This window comes from Siphonobacter sp. SORGH_AS_0500, assembly GCF_031453245.1.
In the GTDB taxonomy this organism is placed as follows: domain Bacteria; phylum Bacteroidota; class Bacteroidia; order Cytophagales; family Spirosomataceae; genus Siphonobacter.
Window position 1 is genome coordinate 363666 of sequence record NZ_JAVIYT010000001.1, and the last position, 20105, is coordinate 383770.

Here is a 20105-nt window from a genome sequence, read left to right on the forward strand (position 1 = left end):
GTACGTCAGCCGGAGTGAAACATACGTGAAAAGGAATTTTATGCATCTGAAGATACACCTTCGCGATCTGGAAGAAATCCTCCTGGAGCAAACCGTTGACAGAGCGATGCTGGTATCCAATGAGCCTGTCATAGAACGGGTTACCACCATTGATCTGGCTTCAAGCCGGGGAACGTACCGGGAAATACTGCTCGACGGCATCCACATCGGCTACGGCGATCTACGGCTCAAACAAACCACGCTGCTGCAATTTGAAAGTGATTTTGAGACGGTTGAAATGCATTTCGATCTGTGTGGGCAGAGTGAAGCTGCATTCCGGGAGCCGGGGGTAACTCCCTATCAGTTTAGCAGCAATACCCATAATCTGATTTACGTGCCCGGCACGAAAGGAACGATGCACCTGAACGCTTCGCATGCCCGAATTCTGGAAATCAATATTCGTCCGAGCGTATTTGAACACTACCTGTCAGGCTCCGATCACCACCGCCTTGCCGCCTTCCAAAAGCACATGCAGCACCAGCAACACAGCTTGCTGGGCCGACATAATCTGCCGATCAGTCCAGCCATGCACCACGTGATCGAGGCCATTGTTAACTGTTCAAAAACGGGCGTCTATAAAAAGCTATTTCTGGAAGCCAAAGTGATCGAACTCCTGATGCTGCAACTGGAGCAACTGCTCGAGCACAATTGTGAGGGATGTCCGCATCTAAGGCCGCAGGACTACGAAAAGATGCATCACGCCAAAGCCATCCTGCTCACCCACCTGGACGACCCCTATTCCCTGACGGATCTGGCCCGGCAGGTGGGCACCAATGAATTTACGCTCAAAAAAGGCTTCAAGGAACTGTTTGGCACGTCTGTATTCGGCATGCTGGGCGACGAACGCATGAAAAAAGCCCAAACCATGCTCCTCAACACTACCAAAAGCGTCGCCGAAATCAGCCAGGAAATTGGCTACAAGTACCCCCATCACTTCAATGCCGCCTTTAAGAAAAAGTTTGGCGTACCGCCGGGAAGATATAAGAGTTTTGACTGATCTTTATTCCTTGAAGGCCTTTCGACTTCTTCTAAAGACATCCGCTGGAGGAATGAAGAGGAAATGGCAAAGCCGCAATGAAGAACCTCAATGATTAAATCAATCTTTTACTAACATCTATACAACTAAATTTGAGCTTATTTATATAGAATTTCCTGAATAGTAGTGACATAGCCCTTGTCATCAGGAAATCTTCTTTCAGAATCAGGCCAGACGCATTGTAATACAGGAAAATCAAAACCTTCGTAGTAAGTAATAGCTCTACCTAAAAACTCCTCATAATTGTTTTGAGTTACCGTTTTAAAAAGGCAAGGATAGTCATCTAGGATATCGTGGTAAAAGGTGTCTGGTTCTCGGATCATATTATTTTCTATGTCGTTGCCAATATTATTTAAGATCACGTGAGCTGATTTGTGCTCTATACCAGAAATGATTATTTCAGGATGGCCGAATGTCTTAAAAAGGCCTACCGTATAAGAAAAGGGAGGTAAGGTATCATCGACAATGTTAAAAACAATCCACTTATATTTCTCGACTCTATCGAGCAATTCTTGACGTATATTTTCAGCCATCTGTAGGAACCAACTTTCAATTTGAGCTTCTTGGTGCAATTTAAAAGGATCGATGGAAATAGGAGCCATACATTTGCTTCAATACAACCATTAACAAGAATACTAGATTGGTTTACAGGTAGATAGACTTTTATAAACGCCCCATTCTAAAATATGGAAGAGATAAAGACTATTAATTAGCTATAGTAACCCTTTTGCAGAGTAACCATGATTGAAAAGGATGCCAAAGGAATATACATAACTACCCAACGAAGCCTGTGGCTAGTCTTCGTTGGGTAGTTATGTTACAAGATTTTTCATTCATAAACAGTCCCGCATTTTATAATATGCGTCTGTCGGTCAATCAGTTGGAATTTATTTTATGAAATTCCCTTTAAAATGATTCGCCTGATAATGATAAATACCCGGTGCCAGAGTGGAGACGTTAATGACTTTTTGATCGGCTTGATCCAATGGGGATTGAAAAACGGTTCGTCCAACTGCATCAATAATAACAAGCAGCCCGGTTAGTTTATTGCCATTAAAATCAAGGGTCAGAAAATCCTTTACGGGGTTAGGATACACCTTCACAGATGTCGGCATTACCTGTTCCACCGCTCTGATCACGGAATACTGATACGTTCCGTCCAGATCCACTTGTTTAAGCTGGTAATAGTTACTGCCCTCCAAGGGAGACGAATCAACCATTCGATAATTCAGCTCCCGTACGCTAGTCCCATTGCCGGGAACGAAACCAATTTTTTCGAACGTTTTCCCATCTTTACTTCTCAGAATATCAAATCCAAAGTTATTTTTCTCAGAATAGGTAGTCCAATCGAGCTGTATCCCATTTTCGACCGATTTGGCCGTAAATCTGCCTAAGCTGACGGGTAGTGCTTGCTCGATTAATTGCAATTCTAAACTTGCTGCCGTGGTTGGTAAGCCAGGGGTTAGGTACGCGTTGAAGGATTGCAGGGAAGGTTGACCCGCACTGGTAACCCGACTGAATGAGGCTGTTCCATTGGTAGTGGTCAGGTAGTAACTGCCTAAGGGGGCCGGAATACCCACATACACCCCCGTGCTTATGCCTGACTCTACCGCAAATGTCAGCCATTGCTGTTGTTGGTTAGGGGCAGTATTAACGGACTGCTGCTTCGAGGAGGCAATCGCTCCAGAGCCTTCAAAAACTACGGTTCCGGCTCCGTTGACCAGAACGGGGGTATTGGCAGGAATTTTTCCAGTGGTAATAGCTCTTCCGACTACTTTCGAATCAGCAAAATCCAACGTATAGGCTTTGACGCCCTCTGGAATAGTAGCTTCGAAGGGTAAAACCAGCATTCTTGCTCCGTCTAACGTACTACGATATACTGCTGAAGTGGCCGTGAAACCCTGGGGTGCATAAAAATCGCCTCCTCCTTCGCTAAGTTCAAGTTTCGTACAATTCTGTCCGTTGATTACGTTGGTTTTGTCACTCACCGTGCTGGTTTGTACATAATACAAACCATTCTTATTGGCCGCCGCCGCGTGCCAGTTAGTTTGGGTGGGAATATTGGTCACATTGGTAAGGTCAAGGGAAGTATACGTAACGTCATCCAGGCAATCCATTAAATAACTATCCGCTGCACTGTACACGCCGGAAAACTTGTACCCCCGTTCATTACCAATGGCAACGTACACATCTTTGAATTTAAACGTTAGCCGGGAAGCCGCGTTCCCACTGGTAATACCAATGATTCCGATACAACCATCGGTCAGTACGTCCTCGGAGATATTCAGAACCCAGTAGAAGTCGTTTCTTTTGTCAAAAACAATACTGCCGTAATTTTTTGATTTGGTCTCTCCCTGCTTGTTTACGTAGTAAAGCGTGGTATTGCTCGAAGAGTAGTTGTAACTAGAGGAAAGGCTTTCTACCTGAAATACCAGGCGGTTAAACTTTCCACCCAGTGGCAGGTATCCGTTAGTCGCGTTTGTATTGGTACTAAACAGGGGCGATGAATTCAGGAAGGTAAAGGTTTTGCCGCTGAGCTTATATCCGGTACCAAATGCTTGCGAGGTTGGCGTTTTGTTATCAAGCTTCTCGTAGTTGACGAGTTCACTAGTCATTTGTGAGGGTTCGAAATCCCCACTCTTGGTAAAAACGAGTGTGGTCACACTAGAGGCCTTGATGGTTACCTTGGGTCGGTTGGTTTGCTGGGGAAAATCCACGTTGCTTTCAACCATGCTTTCCGTCTGAGTCGTACTAATGGATTTGCCTTCATTCGAGAGAAAGGGTAAATCCACGGACAGATTATAAGTGTTCGAGGAAGGATTAATGATCTGAACTACAATTTTATCACCCGTTTCGGAAAGGTAAGAAGACCCTCTTAACTCACTCGTATTGTCATTCCAGCTATTTTGAATGCGGGTATAACCCGTGACATACTTGGCGTAATGCGAAAGAATACTACCTCGTTTGGTCATTACCCCGGCAGTACTTCCAAACATACCATCTCCGAGAGGTCCGTAATACCGTTTGGTTGCATAATGAATCCAGGCATTGACATTAGACAGCAGGGCCTGATTCACGGCGTTTGCGAACGAAAAACCATCAATGGACCAGTTGAAGTCCCGGGAGCCACCGTCGGAATTCCAGTTAATGAGAAACTCGGTCATCCACACTTCTTTTCCCTGAGCCTGTACATTGAGCAGGCCCGACTGAATTGCCCCATACTGATGACCGCCGAATATATCAAAGTGCGGAAGTACCTCGGGATTCACAAAAGCACTGGCGTAATTATCCGTGATGCCCACACTCTCGGGTGCGATGATCTTGCAATCGATTAAATCACCATAGCTTTTAATAAAGGAGGCCATTTGGGCAGGGGTCCAGATGCATCCGGCATAATCTACCTGATAGTCAGGTTCATTCTGTAGTGAAATAGCCTCTAGTGTAACGCCATTTTGCCGTAAATAGGTGACAAAGTCGTTGAGGTAATTGGCGTAGTCAGCGTAATTTTCCTGCTTTAGGTATACGGGTTGCCATACGCCATTTGCATCCTGATAACGGGAGGCAATGGTATTGTACGTTTTCCATTCCGCCGGCATTGACCAGGGAGAAGCGAAAATCTTAATATTCAGGGATTGTGCTAATTGGGCTGTTGTTAGCACCTGCCCCCAGTTATCCTTGCCAGTAGGTATGTAGATACGCATGATGTTGTAGCCTGCTTCACTGCCTGCCCCCCACATCTTGCGTATTTCGGCTTCGGTCATGTGGTTATACCCAAACTGAGGACTATTGACGAACCCCCCAAAGCCCGTAATTTTCTGGTACTTCTGGTCTTTATTCACTTTGACGGTTGCCGTTCTCACCTGAGCCTGAACGGTAGGGTGAAGTACGGCTGCCAGAGCCAGCATAATCACCGATTTCATAAGGATAAGTAATTGTTTTTTCATAGGTGTATTAGATTGTTTTGTAATCGGGAAACCAAACTTCAACGGGATTGAATGATACCTTACCGACCATTCCTGTCAATAAGAATGATCTTAGGCACTGATGCATAATCCAGTTATTTGATGGAAATACGAACTATTAACAGCAAGCTATGTGGTTTTCTAAATCCCTTTGCAAACCCGCTTACCTACAACCAACTTCTACATACTTGCCATCGGTAATTATTCTATAAAATATTTATTAATTGATTAATAATCAGTGATATAATGTCTATAGGTCGTATGATCTCGACCGTCTGGTTCATAACAATCTATGGGAATGCAGAGGCTTTAGGAGTAAAATAAAATATGTATTAATCGATATATAATATGATTATTCCATTGGCAAATGTATGGCATTGGAAAGAGGAAGAGCGGATACAAATCGTCATATCTCTTGAACTAATGTTCAATCCCTATGAAAATTTGCTAGACTGATCGTAAAACCTCAGGTAGTTGCTCGGTAACTTGCCCATTTTAAAGGCATAGGGATGCTTGAAGAAGTTGTGTAGAAGGGTACATTTACCCTCACTTCCTTTCGTTAGGGTAATCCTGAACATCCCTGACGGAGTGGTAAAAGAGATGCTTATACAGACCTGAATCCATCATGAGCTGGCTGATGTCTACTTTAGTTTCGTATTTCTCTTCATAGTCAGGTTGTGGTATTGCTACCTTCTGCTTCCTATCGTCTATTGATACTAGATGGATCGCACTTCGAAATCACTTACTGACTATTCATTTACTATTTCTTATCTTGGGCATCAAGCTTTTATAGTAACACCCTTATTTAATTCAGGCCTAATTGATAGGCAAATCAGTTACTTACAGCTTTAGCTCTATTAAATGGCAACCTTTTAGCTTTGATTTATGGTATGGAAAGACCTCGTAATAAAACCACTCTAAGAAATTCTTTACTGATCGCCAGTCTACTGGGTTTGATCTTGACTAGCATTTTTCTCAATCGCCGTAGTGTACATCAGATTCAGGAGGCTTCAGCTTCCATCTACAAAGATCGTTTAGTGCCAACGGCTATTATTGCTAAGTTGACTTCACAAGTTTATAGCAAACGGCTCTTGCTGGAGTCCTACGTACTAAGCAATACGAAGCTACCACTGAGCCAGGTAGCCTTCGCTCTGGATCGTTCCAATCGACAGATCGATTCATTAATAACCAGTTTCGAAGAAACGAGTCTAACCCTTCGAGAGGCAGATCAGTTTAATGCACTCAAACAACGGCTGGAAACGTATAATAAGTTAGAAGGAGAGGTAATGAAGAACCCTAAAGATCTGTCACAGGCTCGACAGGTTCTTTTGACCGGAACTGGAAATATTGCGTTCAGTCAGGTGATCCAAACCCTAACGGAATTGTCGGCTCTGCAATTGGCGGTTGGCCAGGAGTTACTCAACCAATCCAATGGTCAGTCGAATTACATTTATGTATTAACTGCCTTGCAGCTTGGCCTTGTATTATTAATATCATTAGTGCTATTCTGGAAGCTTTAATCCAGCAAGCAGGTCCTCTTTAGAACATTCAAGGTTCATAAGGGGTCACGTTAACCCCTGGAAAGAGTACACAAATTTGTCCTGTACCCTAAGCCTTTAGGACGGAAATGAAGCAAGCCTGGCTTTTATTTTTGATAAGAGATTATCAAAAACTGGTTTGGAAGTTAGTTTCTGCAACTGTGAGCATAACGCATACATTTCATGGCACAGCAAGCGGTCATCTTGGCCATAATCCCAGATAGGATTAATATGTTCCAGGACTAGTGCCTCAAAACTAACTTCCGGTATAACCAATAGGATAGCACCCTGCGGATCGCGTATCAACAGTTCCGGATGATGTTGGGACCGGTATAAAAATAGCGATGACAACGCACGCAAACTAATGATAGCCGTACCGGGATCGTTTACGCCCGTGCTGAGGGCTTTTAAGGTAATTTCTCTTAATTGGCTAAACCCGTATAAAAAATTACCCTGGATCGTTTGGATCAGGGGAATAAACATGAATTCAAGTAGCTGGTGCTGTAACTCCTCCGGCAAGGACTTGCTGGTTGCCAATACAGGAGTACCGGGTAATACAAACGTTCCAGGGGTGAGGAGAATTTTAATTTGAATCGAATGCTCTAGACAAAAGGCCTTCAACCCTTCTAGCTCAACTCCTTCAAAGATACCCGACTTCACCGCTTTCACGTGGAAGGGGGTTGTAGGCGACACCTCAAGTGAAGAAGGCTGCTGGTGGGCACACGCCTTTTTCATCGAGGCTAACGTATCATCAAATACCTTCTGTATAATAACCTCATATTTAACAGACTGCGTAATGTAATGAAGAAAGTAGATAAATAGGAAAATATCGAAAATAGTAATGAAAATCAACAAATAGGTACTGAGTGCTGGTATATAAATCCCTGATTCTACATCCCTGATCGTGCTAAGCAGAAAGAAAGCGTAGATAATGGTTCCGATGTAAGTACCTAAAACGGACTGCTGAAATTTGTTGCCGATTAATTGCCCAAGCACCCGGTTACTCATTTGAGAAGCGGCTTGGTTCAGCACGATCATAACCATTGAAAAGCTAAACACCGTTAATGATAAAATGCCAGCGGCAATGGCTCCAATGATACTTCTTGCCGTCGAAGCATCTTTCAGACGAAGCCAATCAAGCTGGCTTTTAATCAGCTTTCCTGGTTCTGAATAGTCTAAGGTGATCATTAAGCCACCTAAGGCGAGAAATCCCAGAGCAATGATGGCAGGTAAGAACGCAATACTGTTGACGGTTTTTTGATATTTTCTTTTAAAAAAGTTATTCACACTCATTCGCCTGTTTATTAAGTTAAAAACTTCCTCTTGGTAACCCAATCTCTTCTGCACCGTTTCCATAGGTCAAGGCATGATCAGAAAAGGAGCATACCATCGATTTCGATGGACTGTTTTCATCTAAAAGTCGATGCTGTCAATAGGTGAATGATCTAACGTATACCTCTGTTTTGCAATCCCAGCATTTCAAGCTTAAATGGATCTACGATTCCCTTGCCTGAGATAGTCATGGAGCTCAGCTATTATGAACTGATGTTATCTGTTATAATAGCTGAAGCTATGAAAACGCCTTCATTTGGATTGCATGCTGAACCGTTGGGCTAGTAATGAAGTCAAGCACGGCTTCATTTTTCAATTTTTTAGCTTTTCATGCCACATACCACCCGGAATTTTTAGCCTAAACAGACACAAAGCTCTACACCCCGATACCAAAAGTATCGGGGTGTAGAGCTTTGTGCAAGGTATTTTACTATGGGATGAGGAGGTATGAAAAAGGTTATTTCTTATTTCTGGCGATGAAAAATAGTAATGCTAGTAGATACCCACGCTGGACACATGAAAAAATGCTTTGTGCATCGTCGGCAACGATAATAACGTTTGGGAAAAAGCACGTTACGAACAAGGGAAGGACGGCGTGTCCGTTCAACATCTTTGGAGCGGCAATAGGGGCATTGCTTGGTTAAGGATAGCATTATGCGTTTATTAGGTATGGGATAATGCTTTGAATTTAATTATTTTCATAGAAATTAACTATACTAAGTAAAGCAAAAATTAACTTTTTTAACATAAGTTATCTTGTTCAGTTGACTGAACTATGGAGGAATTTTATTGAAAGACCACTGGCTTCAAAAGAAAATCTATTCCTTTTGGTAATAAGGGGTTAAATTCAACGGTGCAACTTCTCTCCCAACTTTAGTTATCTAAAGAAGGGCCAACTGATAGGATAGTTTATACGGGCATGAACTGTAATGGGGCATCGATGCTGTAGTTTCAGACCTTTTTACTGAAATCACATCCTAAGGAATGATCAGATTTAACGTTTCAGACGCTGGAATTAGTTAAGACCTTTCGAGCTGCGAGTTAACTAAACCTTTTCCGTATAAACCAGACAAACACTCCTCATCGAAGTGGTCATTTTTTTGCTGGTCATTAACCTCAGATCACAGCGGGGCTTTCTGAAATAGTTTTTTTATTTTGGTAAACTTTATTGTGCTGGTGCTATAGAGTTTACATAACGATTGATTAGGCGACAAATATGAGTGATGTAGCAAAAGAGATTGGACTGTTGTTAACGTCTCTGACGCAACAAGGAAAACTAGCCTTTGCTTACTCGGTAGTCGTGCGAATGCAGCCTCAATATCAAGTATTTTATGATCGTGAAGGTTGGGGTGATCCAGCCGTGATCAAAGCCAGTCTAAGAGCGATACATGATAACTTAGTAGGTACCCGTTCGATTACTCATATAGATTTGCTACTCGACCAACTTGAAGCCGTGATTCCCGATCTGGATGAGCATGAATCGTATCTTGCTTCGTATGCGATGGATGCCGGGTGTGCCATTCATTCAGCTTTGGAATACCTGCTAAAAAGCCAAGACGAGCAAATTATCAACGTTGCCATTTTGGGCCGGGATACAGTCGATATGTATGTGCAGGAGTTGCGTGATCTGTCACCAAATGACCCAGCTTTAGAAGAAAAAATAGCAACAGACTTATACATGGTCAATGAAGTAGGTCGTCAGCTCAGTTCTTTACAGCGATTACAAGGGGTAACGGATTTGGATGAGAAGCTATTAGATGAGCTTGCAGCAGGTAAGATGATTGATATAGACTTACTTCCTAGTTAACATACAGACACTTATGCAAAAGCTAGCTTTGCAAGAAACAATACTAAGTTGAATAAAAATCCTACGAAAACTAATAAACACGGCATTACCTAGCCCCACTCTAATTTGAACTAATAACGGCTAGCATTTTTTGTGCCCTCAGATAAGACGATTTGTAATTTTTATCAGGTGACTCAGCTGCTTTCTCGTAGTAGAGTTTAGCTAGGTCTTTACGACCTTGAGCTAACTGGCTATACGCGTATATTTCCCCGATGAAACGTTGGGTCTTATCGTCGATTTTTTTGTCTTGCATTAATCCTTCCATTAGCTTATCCGCTGCTAACAGTTTTTCATCTTTTGTATTTGCTGGCTTATAGCCCCCTGGTAAACTGTACCAATATTCCCACATTCCCCCTTCATTATACTGATTGAATGTGTTCTTCACCAGTTGCAAAGCCACTTCCAGCAAGGCTACCGAAACCAACGTATCTGGCTGTGCACCATTCTCCTCTAACTGTACATAGTAACGAGAAGCACTATCAAGGCCTACTTCGTCTATTTTGTCTAAAAGTTTCTCTTTGCGATAGAGAGCATGTGATTTGGAATAGGTCTCATAGGCAAACGAGCTTGGAAAAAGGGTTGATAACTTTTGTAGGTGATACCCCTTTTTTATTTCTTTCTTAATATCAATTATGTAAGGATTTTCAAAATCGTGAAAGTAATAAACGTAAATCAGACCGCGTTTCAAATCATATATATTCGAATACTGAGTGGATAGCTTTCCCTCCTGTCTGGTTTGACTCAGGATTTTTCTAAAAAGAGGCACTGATAATTGATCGGCTTTACCAAGCATTTGATTGGCTATATCGTAGCGTCGACAAGAATAATTACCCGTCTCTACTTCACAAATATTGAAGTTAGTATTGATCTGGTACATCCCTTTCTTTTCAACCTGGATACCAGCATTTATGATTACTGAGTTCCCTTGAGCATCCGCTAAAAGTGCCTGAGAAGAAAAGGCATAGTTATGCGTTTTCATAAATTCTAAGGCTTCCTTGACGGTTTTACACTTACCCAGTATTATAAAGAAAAGATCGCCTTGGAAGGGGTGTTTAATTGTATAGTTAGAAGGGTTAATATTCTGAGCGGTAAAGTCGAAAAATAATCCATGTTCATTTATTGCCGCCTGGGTGGCTAAATCAGGGTGACCAAAGCACACTGAACCATACCGATCTCTTGTTGCTGGATTAAACCAGATTCTTGAGAAAGGGGTGTAATCATCCTCATTAGCGGCAGCAAACACTTCGCCTTTTAAGGCCGCTGAGATCACCGTACAGGCTTGAGTTTGTTTGGCACATAACAGCGTGACCAATGCTAGCGAAAGTACCCAATGTATTCGATTCATGATGCTGATTTAGTTTGGCACTGGCTTTGATCGGCCAATAGATGGCATAAAGACGAAAAAAGAAGTCAAACGTTGCATCGATAATTTAAATCATTCAAAGAGATTGATTATGTCAACGAGGGCTCTCTTCTTAATCTATCCAGAACTATGGATCGCCCCGCTCTTCATTCTAATGCAGCAATAGTACAAGTATAAGCAGGGCCATTAGGCCATATCTATTTCAATACCAATAGAGAAAACAGATTAATTCAGTAAGATAATATGACAAGTAAGTTGCAGAATCGGGAGAACAAGCTCCATTCTGCACTGTTTTATTCTCCATTTTGCACTGTTTTTTTGACGTAAATGAATGGTAAAGATTTAATAATCAGATACTTATATTTTATATATATTACTTAAAGTGCAAAATAAATATATATTATTATAGATTTTTTTAGGGAGTATAGGGAATAAAGCTCGCAGAAGAAAAAAAGTAATTAATAATAAAAACGTTTTGCACTTTATGCACTTTGGGGCTTTTTGAAGGGCTTGAGCAGACCGTACATGAAAGATGTTGGCGAGTTTGCTGGCGAGTTAAAAGAAAAAGCCACTTACGAATGAACGTAAGTGGCTGACTACTAGGCTCCCGAAGCTGGGCTCGAACCAGCGACCCTCTGATTAACAGTCCGTGGATTATTGGTTTTATATGGTGTGATATGATTTGTAATGTTCTGATTATTAGATTATTACGAATTTTATAAAATCAAGATGATTCGTATGAATACGGATTTCTTGTGCAAATCTTGTGCAAATTTTTCTGTACCTTCCATACATGAATACGAACGTTGTCATTTCGCTGGATACACGCCGTCCGAAAAAGGATGGTACATGCCCGCTGATTATGCGGCTCGGGCATCATGGTAAAACGACTTCCATTCCTATTGGAATAAGTCTAAATGAAAAAGACTGGGATGAAAAGAAACGCACTGTCAAGAAAAGCTATATCGGCGTTAGCTCAGTCTCTCGACTGAACAACCAGATTCAGAAGATCAAATCGGATGCGATGGATATCATTCTTAAGCTCCATGAAGCAGATATTCTTCAAACATTATCCATTACATCGTTGAGAGATCGCATTACTCAAAAAGATGTGCGAGATTCTTTCTTTCAATTTGCCAGTCAGTGTGTCGATGAGTTGATCGAAGCACACCGGGTAGGTACAGCCAAATCCTACAAGGGATTAATCAGTGTGTTAAAGGATTACCGGGAAGGGCAAAGATTTACTCTTCAAAGAAATTACCTACGATTTCCTGGCAAAGTTTGACACGCATCACAAGAGTAAGGGAAATGGAGTTAATGGCCTGGCTGTTTACATGCGAACGATCCGTGCTATTTACAACAAAGCGATCAAGTCTGGATTAGTCGATAAAGAGTTATATCCGTTCGATGATTATAAGATCAAAACGTCTCCCACGGACAAACGGGCACTGGACAGCGAGTTTCTCAAAAAGATTATCGAGTTAGAGATTCCCGTGAATCATATCTGCTTCAACACTCGCAATTACTTTCTGGCCAGCTACATGATGTACGGCATGAACTTCGCTGATATGGCCTATCTCGAAAAAAGTAGTTTAGTCAACGGGCGAATTAGGTATCGCCGAAGAAAAACAGGGAAGCTTTACGATATCAAAATTACTCCTTCGCTTGAAAAGATACTGGGGCATTATCTGGAACAAAATCCTGTCTCGAAATTTGTGTTTCCGATTTTAAAGCGGGAAGATCCGGTACTGCGTGATAAGGATATTCAATGGGCCCGAAAAAGATATAATAAGAAACTCAAAACGCTCGCCACTCTCTGCGGAATTGATTCAAATTTGACCAGCTACGTTAGTCGTCACTCATTCGCAACCCAGGCAATGCTGCATGAAATCCCACTGGCTGCCATTAGTACGATGCTTGGGCATTCTAGTTTGAAGACCACAGAGATTTATTTGAAGGGGCTGCCTATCAATGTCCTGGATGACTACAATGAAAAAATTTTAGGGTAAACTCAAATGTCTAAAGTACAAAGGCAAATGTAAAAATAGGATAGTCCTGACTACCTCGAAATAGTGTTGAGCCTATCTTTCTGCTTCTGTAATTCAATATTTAGCTCTACTTTTCTATTGAACTGCTTACATTTTGCTATCTGAGACTCTAACTTCGTGATAGTGCTTTGTACTTCTTTCCTGTTTCGCTCAATTGTTACCAAATCTTTCAAAGTGGGTTCTGTTGATCCACTTATTTGCTGGCAAATATCCAAATAAACCAGATCTAAGTTTGTTCGTAAATTCAGGGAAAATGGATGACTATCAATACTTATCCAGGCACTGTTAAACATCCAGTCAATCACAGCACTATCTGCATTCAGAGGATTAGTATGCTTCTGGCAGGCGGATATCAATAATTCATGTCCATAGGTGGCACAGCAAATCAAGTGATAAGGAATTGCTTTATTAATGACTTCAAGGACAGCTTCAATCCCTTCTTTCTTTCTCAGTTCGAGGCTGAAAATCTGTATTTCCTGAATTTCATCTCCTGTTAAATTAATGGTATCGAAGCTGAGCTTGTTTATCCACCGCATTCGCTCAATCACATCAACAAATAACTTTTTTTGTTGCGACGTAGCTTGGGTATCAAAAGCATTTTTGGGAATGCTCCTGCCGATCATAGTTCTTGAAGGAAGGTTAAATACATCCATCATTTTACGACAATAAAACTTACAAGGGTGAAGTCTTCAATTCCCTTGGGCATTCCTATTGTTGCGGTTCCACCTGCTTTAAATAGGCTGAGTACTTCTTTCTCATCTCCGGTTTTTAGAATGGAACGGATACTTTTTTGCAATAACTGGGAATAATCGTGCATATCACGGAAATCCCGTGTTTCAAGATTAAGCTGCTGGCAAAGTTCCTTCAACGGTTCAGTTTTGCCCTTGCAAAGTAGCCGTAGCATATCCAATGATTTCTTCGCTTCTAAATAGCCATGTAATACATTCTCATTTTCCTGAATGTACACCACGTAATACGGGGCTAACCGGTTCAGTTTATCCTTGTCTACAGAATCACTTATGTTCTTTAAAACAAAAATCACCCCGCGTTGATCAGCATCACTTGCTCGCGTAACGGCATGCAATCCCAAGGGAATAGAATCCGGATTTGGATATATTTTAACGAAATTAGCCAGATCCACCCTAAAATCATTCAATCCAAGATCAGTTATACTGACTCCTTCACGGAGATCTTCCAGGTCAACAACTTCTTCTTGCAGCCTTTTCAGTTGGATTTTTCTATATTCCAGATCTTTCTCATCGGCATTAAGTATATTGTCATCGCCTGTGCTTGCTAGGTTACTGATGGCCATTTTATTCTCTACGCGCTGCTTGAGATTAATATAGGCATCCAGTGTGACGTCCGGCCAGAAATTAACCATGGTGATGGTGTCGTTCACTGAGCCAATCCTATCAATACGACCAAACCGCTGAATGATACGAACGGGGTTCCAATGAATATCGTAATTAATCAGGTAATCACAATCTTGTAAGTTCTGCCCTTCCGAAATGCAATCTGTTGCAATCAGAATATCGATTTCTTCCTGAATATCAGGATAAATGATTGCTTTTCCTTTAGATCGTGGTGAAAAGCAAGTTAATAGCGTATTCAGATCAGATGGAACAGTCTTGGATGAACAAGCTCGTTTTGATCCCGTAATCAGAGCGGTATTCAGACCATGCTCATTCCTAAAATAATCTTTCAGCTCTGAATAAAGGTAATTTGCCGTGTCTGCAAAAGCGGTAAATACGATCACTTTTTTGTTCCCGGCATTAACCGGGTTTTGGATCTTATCTACAATAATTTCTCTAAGCTTACCTAGTTTCAGATCATCTTTCCCTCTCAGCAATTCAATTTCTTTCAGGAGTTCGTTGATGACCAAGAGATCAGCAGAGAGGTCTTCCTGCCATCTTACTTTATCCATATCAGCGATATGAACTTTAACCTTGCTCCCGAAAACATTTTCCTCTTCTCCCCAATCCGGCTCCCAATCGAACTCTTCAGATGTAGGGTCTGCCTGAAGGCCGGAATACGTGTTAGCATCCCCCCGCGCAATTGCGCCTAATCCTTCTTCTATTAACGCACGAATATTCTGGAGAGTCAGAGCAAAAGAATCGACGGAACTTTCTATTCGCTTTAAAAGATTGATGCGCATCAGGAGCTGTAAGCTCTTTTCACGGTCCCTTTGCTTGAAGGTTCCCGACTTAACACGCTTATCATATTTCTCCGCGTAAAACGGAATTTTGCTTGGCAGAATGTAATTTAAGGGTGAGTAAATCGAAAGATTCAGAAACTCTAACCAATCGGCGATATGTTTGTAATTTAACTCCGTTCCTTCCTTTAGTGGGCTGTAAATCGAGATTGGTTTATTCCGTTGAGGAAATTTCCCGATTGCTGTCGTGTCGTAATAATTGGTGATATGTTTACGGGAGCGGGCAATCGTAAGGCTATCTAATATTTGGAAAAAATCAAAATCCAGCGCTTCCAAAAGCCGGTCTGAGGTTCTTTCTTCAGTAGGTAGTTTAGACCAACTGTTGAAAGCCTGCTGCGCCCGCCGGAAAACTAGTTCGATTCCAAGGTCTGTATCCAGTTTCTCATCAATTTGCTCGGCTGCACCCTCATAGGCCAGGGCAAGCTGATTACGCAGATCGTTAAAGCGGTTATTGACAGGAGTAGCCGAAAGCATCAATACTTTCGTTTCAATTCCCTCCTGAACGATCTTCCGAAGTAATTTCTGATAGCGGTTTTCCTTCCCTACAACTGTGTTGTTGTTACGAAAATTGTGCGATTCATCAATGACGACTAAGCCGTAGTTCCCCCAGTTAACACTTTCGAGGCTCCTCCCGTTGCTAATTCCTTTGTCTCGTGAAAGGTCTGTATGAAACAAAACGTCATATCGAAAGCGATCTTTCCCTAAGATGTTGTTCTTATCGTTGTGTCGGTAGGTGTTCCAGTTGGCCTCAAGCTTTTTAGGGCATAATACCAGAACATCTTTATTTCGCTTCTCGTAGTATTTGATAATTCCCAGAGCTGTAAAAGTTTTCCCCAGGCCTACACTGTCGGCAATGATACAGCCGTTGTATTTTTCAAGCTTGTTAATCCCACCAATGACAGCATCCTGCTGAAAATTGTACAGCTTATTCCAGATGACGGTTTCTTTAAAACCGATGCTGTCATTCGGTAGATTGTCCAGTGACAAGTCACTGAGAAAGTCGTGAAAAATATTGTAGAGCGTTACAAAATAGACAAATTCCGGACTGTTTTCCTGATAAGCTCCCGCCAGATAACGCAGCACGCTTTCCGTTACTAGATCCGTATTTTCGTCGTTATTCCATATCTCGTCAAACCATTCCAAATAGCCTTCGGCCATTGGGTAGTTGACTTTTGTTATCATTGAGCGATGGCCTTTCCGGGAAGTAAAACCCAGGTCGGGCGATGTAAATCCAGCAAATCCTGAATAGGATGCACTATCTTCAGGCCCGTTATCAACGTGGATCAGGCTATTCAATGGCGAATTGCCAAGGGCGTTTGTTTTAAACACAGCCTTGTCCTTCACCCACTGTGCGCACTCCCGTGAGATGGCCTTCTGAGTCATCTCGTTTTTCAAACGTAACTCAAATTCACCACCACACAAATCAGCCTCTTTCCGGATGTTCGGAATGTAAAATTCCCGCAGCTTTGGTTTAGACTTCTCCTCCAGGAAAGTCGGAGTTGTAAAAATAAACCGAAGCTCTTCAATGCTCTTCAGTTCTTTCCTTAATGCTTCAAATGCATAGATTGAAAAGGCAGAAGCGGCTATACTGAGCTTACTACCCTTTCTGAACTCCAGCTTCAAATCATCTCCCAGACGATTATCAATGTTATTGAAGATTTTCATCCAAGACTATTTAACCTGTACTATTTCCAGCATTTGTTCATAACTGCTGACTTTTGAGAACTTCACTTCCTGTCCGCTGATTGCTTTGAAATGTTCCCCGGCACAATGGATTTTCAGCTTTTCTATCTCACGTAGCTCTAGTTCTGAATCCGTACCCTTGGTTTCTGCTACAAAATAGATGTGGCGGATGGTGTCCTTATCAAACACAATGGCCCAATCAGGGCTATAATTAGCAACTGGCGTGGTAATGTAGAAGCTTTTCGGAAGCTTAGCGTATACCTGAACGTGGTTGCTATTTTCCAATGCTTCGGCAAAACGGGCTTCGGTTTGTGAATCAGTAGTCAGAAAGTCATAAACGTGCTTTTTCAATGTTTCTGACTGCCGAATAACGGATTTGTCATTCACAAATACGGTTTTAGCATCATGCCTGTCATCAACTTTGTGATAGACGATGTTATTGATGATCAGACTGGCCTTTACTTCATTGATTAGCTTGCTGGTTCGGGCGATAAACTCCTCTGGATTTTTCCGGATCATTAGAAACTTGCCCGTATCAATGCCCTTTAATATCTCTACGATGGTTTTTCGGGTAAGGTTGGTATGTTTGACAACCTCTCCAACCACATCGTATCTTGTATTTGTATAGACATCGGAATTGAGTTTCTTGTATTGACGGGAAGTCTCGTGAAAGGCATTCTTCTCCTGTAACTGCTCTTTCGTGCTTTCCTCCAGCTCCCCGCTGCGGATTTCATACGTACGCTCCGAAATGTTCAAATCAGCGTTGATCCGGATTTTGGCATCAGCAACCAACTTTTCCGAGTTAAATTGTACTTCATAAATAGTTTTCAGGTTGATCTTATTCCAAAGCTCCTGAAATTCCTTTTTATGAAAATTGCTGTTCGTCTGAATGGTAATGCTTTGCCGGTCATTCTCAGGTTTAATGGCTTCGCCCATATAAACGGATCGTAGCAATTGATTCACGCTATCCCGAAATGCTTCCAGATGAGTTGGAAGAGGGAGCTTATTTTCATCAATCAATCTCCGTCCGTCCTCCGTAATTTTATCATCGTCGTCTAAAACATCCTCTTTATAGAGATACTTGTTCAACTTTTTCGCCTCTTCGGAGGTCAGGCGTTTTTGATTTCCATGCTCATCAGTTAAAAGTTTACCCGTTAGAAATTCAACGGTCGCTTTTTGAGGTCTATCTTTTAAGGTAGCCACAATTTCTGATTGCAGGCCTCGGGCGAATTCTTCATAGCTTTCAGAGGCAATAATTGTCAGTTTATTGATTTCATGTACCTGCTCTCCGGTCACTTCTTCGTCTTGCCGTATTCCATGTTTATTGACCGAAAGTCGCATTCCACGTCCAACTTCCTGACGACGACGATTAGTTGAATCCGAATGTTTGAGGGCACAAATTTGAAAGACGTTCGGATTGTCCCATCCTTCTTTTAAGGCAGAATGCGAAAAAATGAAGCGAGTGGGTTCATCAAAACTCAGCAATCGCTCCTTATCTTTCATTATCAGATCATAAGCACTGATATCATCCGTCTCTTCACTTCCTTTCTTAACTGAGGGATCAACCAATTTTCGCTGCTTATCAACAGAAAAGTATCCGTTGTGCACCCGCTCTGCCGAATCGCGTTGCAGATATTGATTGTAATTGGAAGAGAATAGGTCCATATACTCGTTCCTCAAATGAACGTACTCCTCCTCAAACATCTGAGCATATTCACCCAAACCAGGATTACCATCCTTATCATATACACGGTATTTATCTACTGAATCGATGAAGAAGAGCGATAGTACCTTGATTCCCTTATCAAAAAGCTCACGCTCTTTTTTTAAATGGGAACTGATCGTTTCTCGGATTTGTATTCGCCGGAATGCTTTTTCGTCCAGATCGCCAATAGCCTCTCCGGCTTCGATTATTTCCCCATTGATCACCACCCGGTTAAAATAGCCATCGACCTCTTCTAACAGCCAGTTTTTATACTGAGGCATTTCGCCGGAAAGTTCAAACAGGTTGGCACCTTTTTGAACTTTCTCGCGTACCCGCCTGACGCCCGTTCCATTACGCTTTTCGTACTCCAAGACAGCAAGAGGGGGCTTTGAATTAGAAAGCTGAATTTGTTCCAGATATAAATACCCACTGGTTCCGGTAGTTCCTTTAATGTTGATCCCCTTCACCTGGATTTTCTTTACTAGCTTTTTGTTATAGGCATCCAGTGCATCCAAGCGATAAACTTTGTTGTATTCATGTTTATGGGTAGCAGAATAACGGAGCGTACAAAGTGGATTAAAATCCTGCATACTTTCCAAGGTTCTATCACCTTCTACTGATTGGGGTTCATCAATAATCAGAATGGGATTGGTCTGAGCGATAATCTCAATGGGTTTTCGGGTACCGAACTGATCAAGCTCCATATAAATACGACGTGCATCTTTACCCTTAGCGTTGAATGCCTGTGTATTTATAATCATCACACTGATGCGGCTATCCGATGCAAAACTCTCAATATCCTGTGGACGAGATGAGTTATAAATAAATGGGCTAATGCGATGTCCATACCGCTCCTGAAAGTGATCTTGCATCACCTGGAACGACTTATAGACCCCTTCGCGAATTGCAATACTGGGAACAACCACAATAAACTTACTCCAGCCATAAAGCTGGTGCAGTTCATACATGGTGCGGATATAGGTGTACGTTTTACCCGTACCTGTCTCCATTTCGATGGTGAACTGATAGCCCTTCTTTACTCCTTTGGGCTTTTCAAGGGATTTACTTTGGGTGATATCATTTTGCCGCTGAACCTGCTGAATGTTCTCCAATAACTGGTCTTCAGTAATCTGGATCTGCCGGTTTCGGTAACCAATAAGCTCCTCTACTTCCAGATCCATGCCAAACTGACCTTTACTTGCCGACCTCGCTTTGGCAATCAGTTCCTTGCTTTTTTCCAGCGTAAAACGGTTCGTTTCTCTGGGTTGCCCCAGAAAGCAGTCGGTGATGGCCTGAACAGCATCTAACTGAAAGCTTTGTTCTTTAAATTGTAGTTTCATA

At 42.0% G+C, this 20105-nt stretch carries 12 protein-coding genes; 5 read left to right on the top strand and 7 right to left on the bottom strand.

All coding sequences use genetic code 11. The features are described from left to right. The first annotated feature begins 40 nt into the window (after window positions 1–40). The gene (locus QE357_RS01660; protein WP_309705296.1) at window positions 41–1036 is read left to right on the top strand and encodes an AraC family transcriptional regulator; all 996 of its coding nucleotides are present in this window, start codon (window positions 41–43) and stop codon (window positions 1034–1036) included. A 137-nt stretch (window positions 1037–1173) separates the two neighbouring features. On the opposite strand, the gene QE357_RS01665 is transcribed toward QE357_RS01660, so the two are convergent. Both QE357_RS01665 and QE357_RS01670 read right to left on the bottom strand, forming a co-directional pair. After that, complete coding sequence (locus QE357_RS01665) at window positions 1174–1677, bottom strand: DUF4262 domain-containing protein (RefSeq protein WP_309705298.1); 504 nt, start codon at window positions 1675–1677, stop codon at window positions 1174–1176. A gap of 285 nt (window positions 1678–1962) precedes the next feature. Continuing rightward, complete coding sequence (locus tag QE357_RS01670; RefSeq protein WP_309705300.1) at window positions 1963–5019, bottom strand: T9SS type A sorting domain-containing protein; 3057 nt, start codon at window positions 5017–5019, stop codon at window positions 1963–1965. Between the two features lie 908 nt (window positions 5020–5927). Between QE357_RS01670 and QE357_RS01675 the strand changes: the two genes are divergently transcribed. Beyond that, entirely contained in the window at window positions 5928–6557 is a 630-nt protein-coding gene (locus QE357_RS01675; protein WP_106636563.1) for an MCP four helix bundle domain-containing protein, read from the top strand. Window positions 6558–6653: 96 nt separating this feature from the next. Here QE357_RS01675 and QE357_RS01680 read toward each other — a convergent pair whose 3' ends face one another. After that, window positions 6654–7931 carry a DUF2254 domain-containing protein gene (locus QE357_RS01680; protein WP_309705302.1) on the bottom strand — a complete coding sequence of 426 codons (1278 nt, stop codon included), beginning with the start codon at window positions 7929–7931 and terminating at the stop codon, window positions 6654–6656. Between the two features lie 1192 nt (window positions 7932–9123). Between QE357_RS01680 and QE357_RS01685 the strand changes: the two genes are divergently transcribed. Then, window positions 9124–9714, top strand: a complete 591-nt coding sequence (locus QE357_RS01685; protein ID WP_309705304.1) for a DUF416 family protein — start codon at window positions 9124–9126, stop codon at window positions 9712–9714. A gap of 100 nt (window positions 9715–9814) precedes the next feature. Here QE357_RS01685 and QE357_RS01690 read toward each other — a convergent pair whose 3' ends face one another. Continuing rightward, complete coding sequence (locus QE357_RS01690) at window positions 9815–11098, bottom strand: carcinine hydrolase/isopenicillin-N N-acyltransferase family protein (protein WP_309705306.1); 1284 nt, start codon at window positions 11096–11098, stop codon at window positions 9815–9817. An 811-nt stretch (window positions 11099–11909) separates the two neighbouring features. On the opposite strand from QE357_RS01690, the gene QE357_RS01695 reads away from it, so the two are divergent. Together QE357_RS01695 and QE357_RS01700 are read left to right on the top strand one after the other, a co-directional pair. Next, window positions 11910–12401: a hypothetical protein gene (locus tag QE357_RS01695; RefSeq protein WP_309705308.1), complete on the top strand. Its 492-nt coding sequence runs from the start codon at window positions 11910–11912 to the stop codon at window positions 12399–12401. Next, complete coding sequence (locus QE357_RS01700; RefSeq protein ID WP_309711289.1) at window positions 12388–13125, top strand: tyrosine-type recombinase/integrase; 738 nt, start codon at window positions 12388–12390, stop codon at window positions 13123–13125. Before QE357_RS01695 ends, QE357_RS01700 begins: the two co-directional genes overlap by 14 nt. Before the next feature lie 50 nt (window positions 13126–13175). Here QE357_RS01700 and QE357_RS01705 read toward each other — a convergent pair whose 3' ends face one another. From QE357_RS01705 to QE357_RS01715, 3 genes are read right to left on the bottom strand one after another with little or no spacing between them, the layout of a single operon-like run. Beyond that, on the bottom strand, window positions 13176–13820 hold the full coding sequence (locus QE357_RS01705) for a DUF4391 domain-containing protein (RefSeq protein WP_309705310.1): 645 nt from the start codon (window positions 13818–13820) through the stop codon (window positions 13176–13178). Continuing rightward, entirely contained in the window at window positions 13817–17041 is a 3225-nt protein-coding gene (locus QE357_RS01710; RefSeq protein WP_309705312.1) for a helicase-related protein, read from the bottom strand. The genes QE357_RS01705 and QE357_RS01710 overlap by 4 nt, the downstream gene beginning before the upstream one ends. 6 nt (window positions 17042–17047) lie before the next feature. Further along, a complete protein-coding gene (locus QE357_RS01715; protein ID WP_309705314.1) occupies window positions 17048–20104 on the bottom strand; it encodes a DEAD/DEAH box helicase family protein in 3057 nt (1018 codons plus the stop codon). Between the last annotated feature and the right edge of the window lies 1 nt (window position 20105).

Coding starts and splice junctions, on each gene's coding strand:
- QE357_RS01660 (WP_309705296.1), top strand. CDS start 41: ATGCATCTGAAGATACACCTTCGCGATCTGGAAGAAATCCTCCTGGAG.
- QE357_RS01665 (WP_309705298.1), bottom strand. CDS start 1,677: ATGGCTCCTATTTCCATCGATCCTTTTAAATTGCACCAAGAAGCTCAA.
- QE357_RS01670 (WP_309705300.1), bottom strand. CDS start 5,019: ATGAAAAAACAATTACTTATCCTTATGAAATCGGTGATTATGCTGGCT.
- QE357_RS01675 (WP_106636563.1), top strand. CDS start 5,928: ATGGAAAGACCTCGTAATAAAACCACTCTAAGAAATTCTTTACTGATC.
- QE357_RS01680 (WP_309705302.1), bottom strand. CDS start 7,931: ATGGAAACGGTGCAGAAGAGATTGGGTTACCAAGAGGAAGTTTTTAAC.
- QE357_RS01685 (WP_309705304.1), top strand. CDS start 9,124: ATGAGTGATGTAGCAAAAGAGATTGGACTGTTGTTAACGTCTCTGACG.
- QE357_RS01690 (WP_309705306.1), bottom strand. CDS start 11,098: ATGAATCGAATACATTGGGTACTTTCGCTAGCATTGGTCACGCTGTTA.
- QE357_RS01695 (WP_309705308.1), top strand. CDS start 11,910: ATGAATACGAACGTTGTCATTTCGCTGGATACACGCCGTCCGAAAAAG.
- QE357_RS01705 (WP_309705310.1), bottom strand. CDS start 13,820: ATGATGGATGTATTTAACCTTCCTTCAAGAACTATGATCGGCAGGAGC.
- QE357_RS01710 (WP_309705312.1), bottom strand. CDS start 17,041: ATGAAAATCTTCAATAACATTGATAATCGTCTGGGAGATGATTTGAAG.
- QE357_RS01715 (WP_309705314.1), bottom strand. CDS start 20,104: ATGAAACTACAATTTAAAGAACAAAGCTTTCAGTTAGATGCTGTTCAG.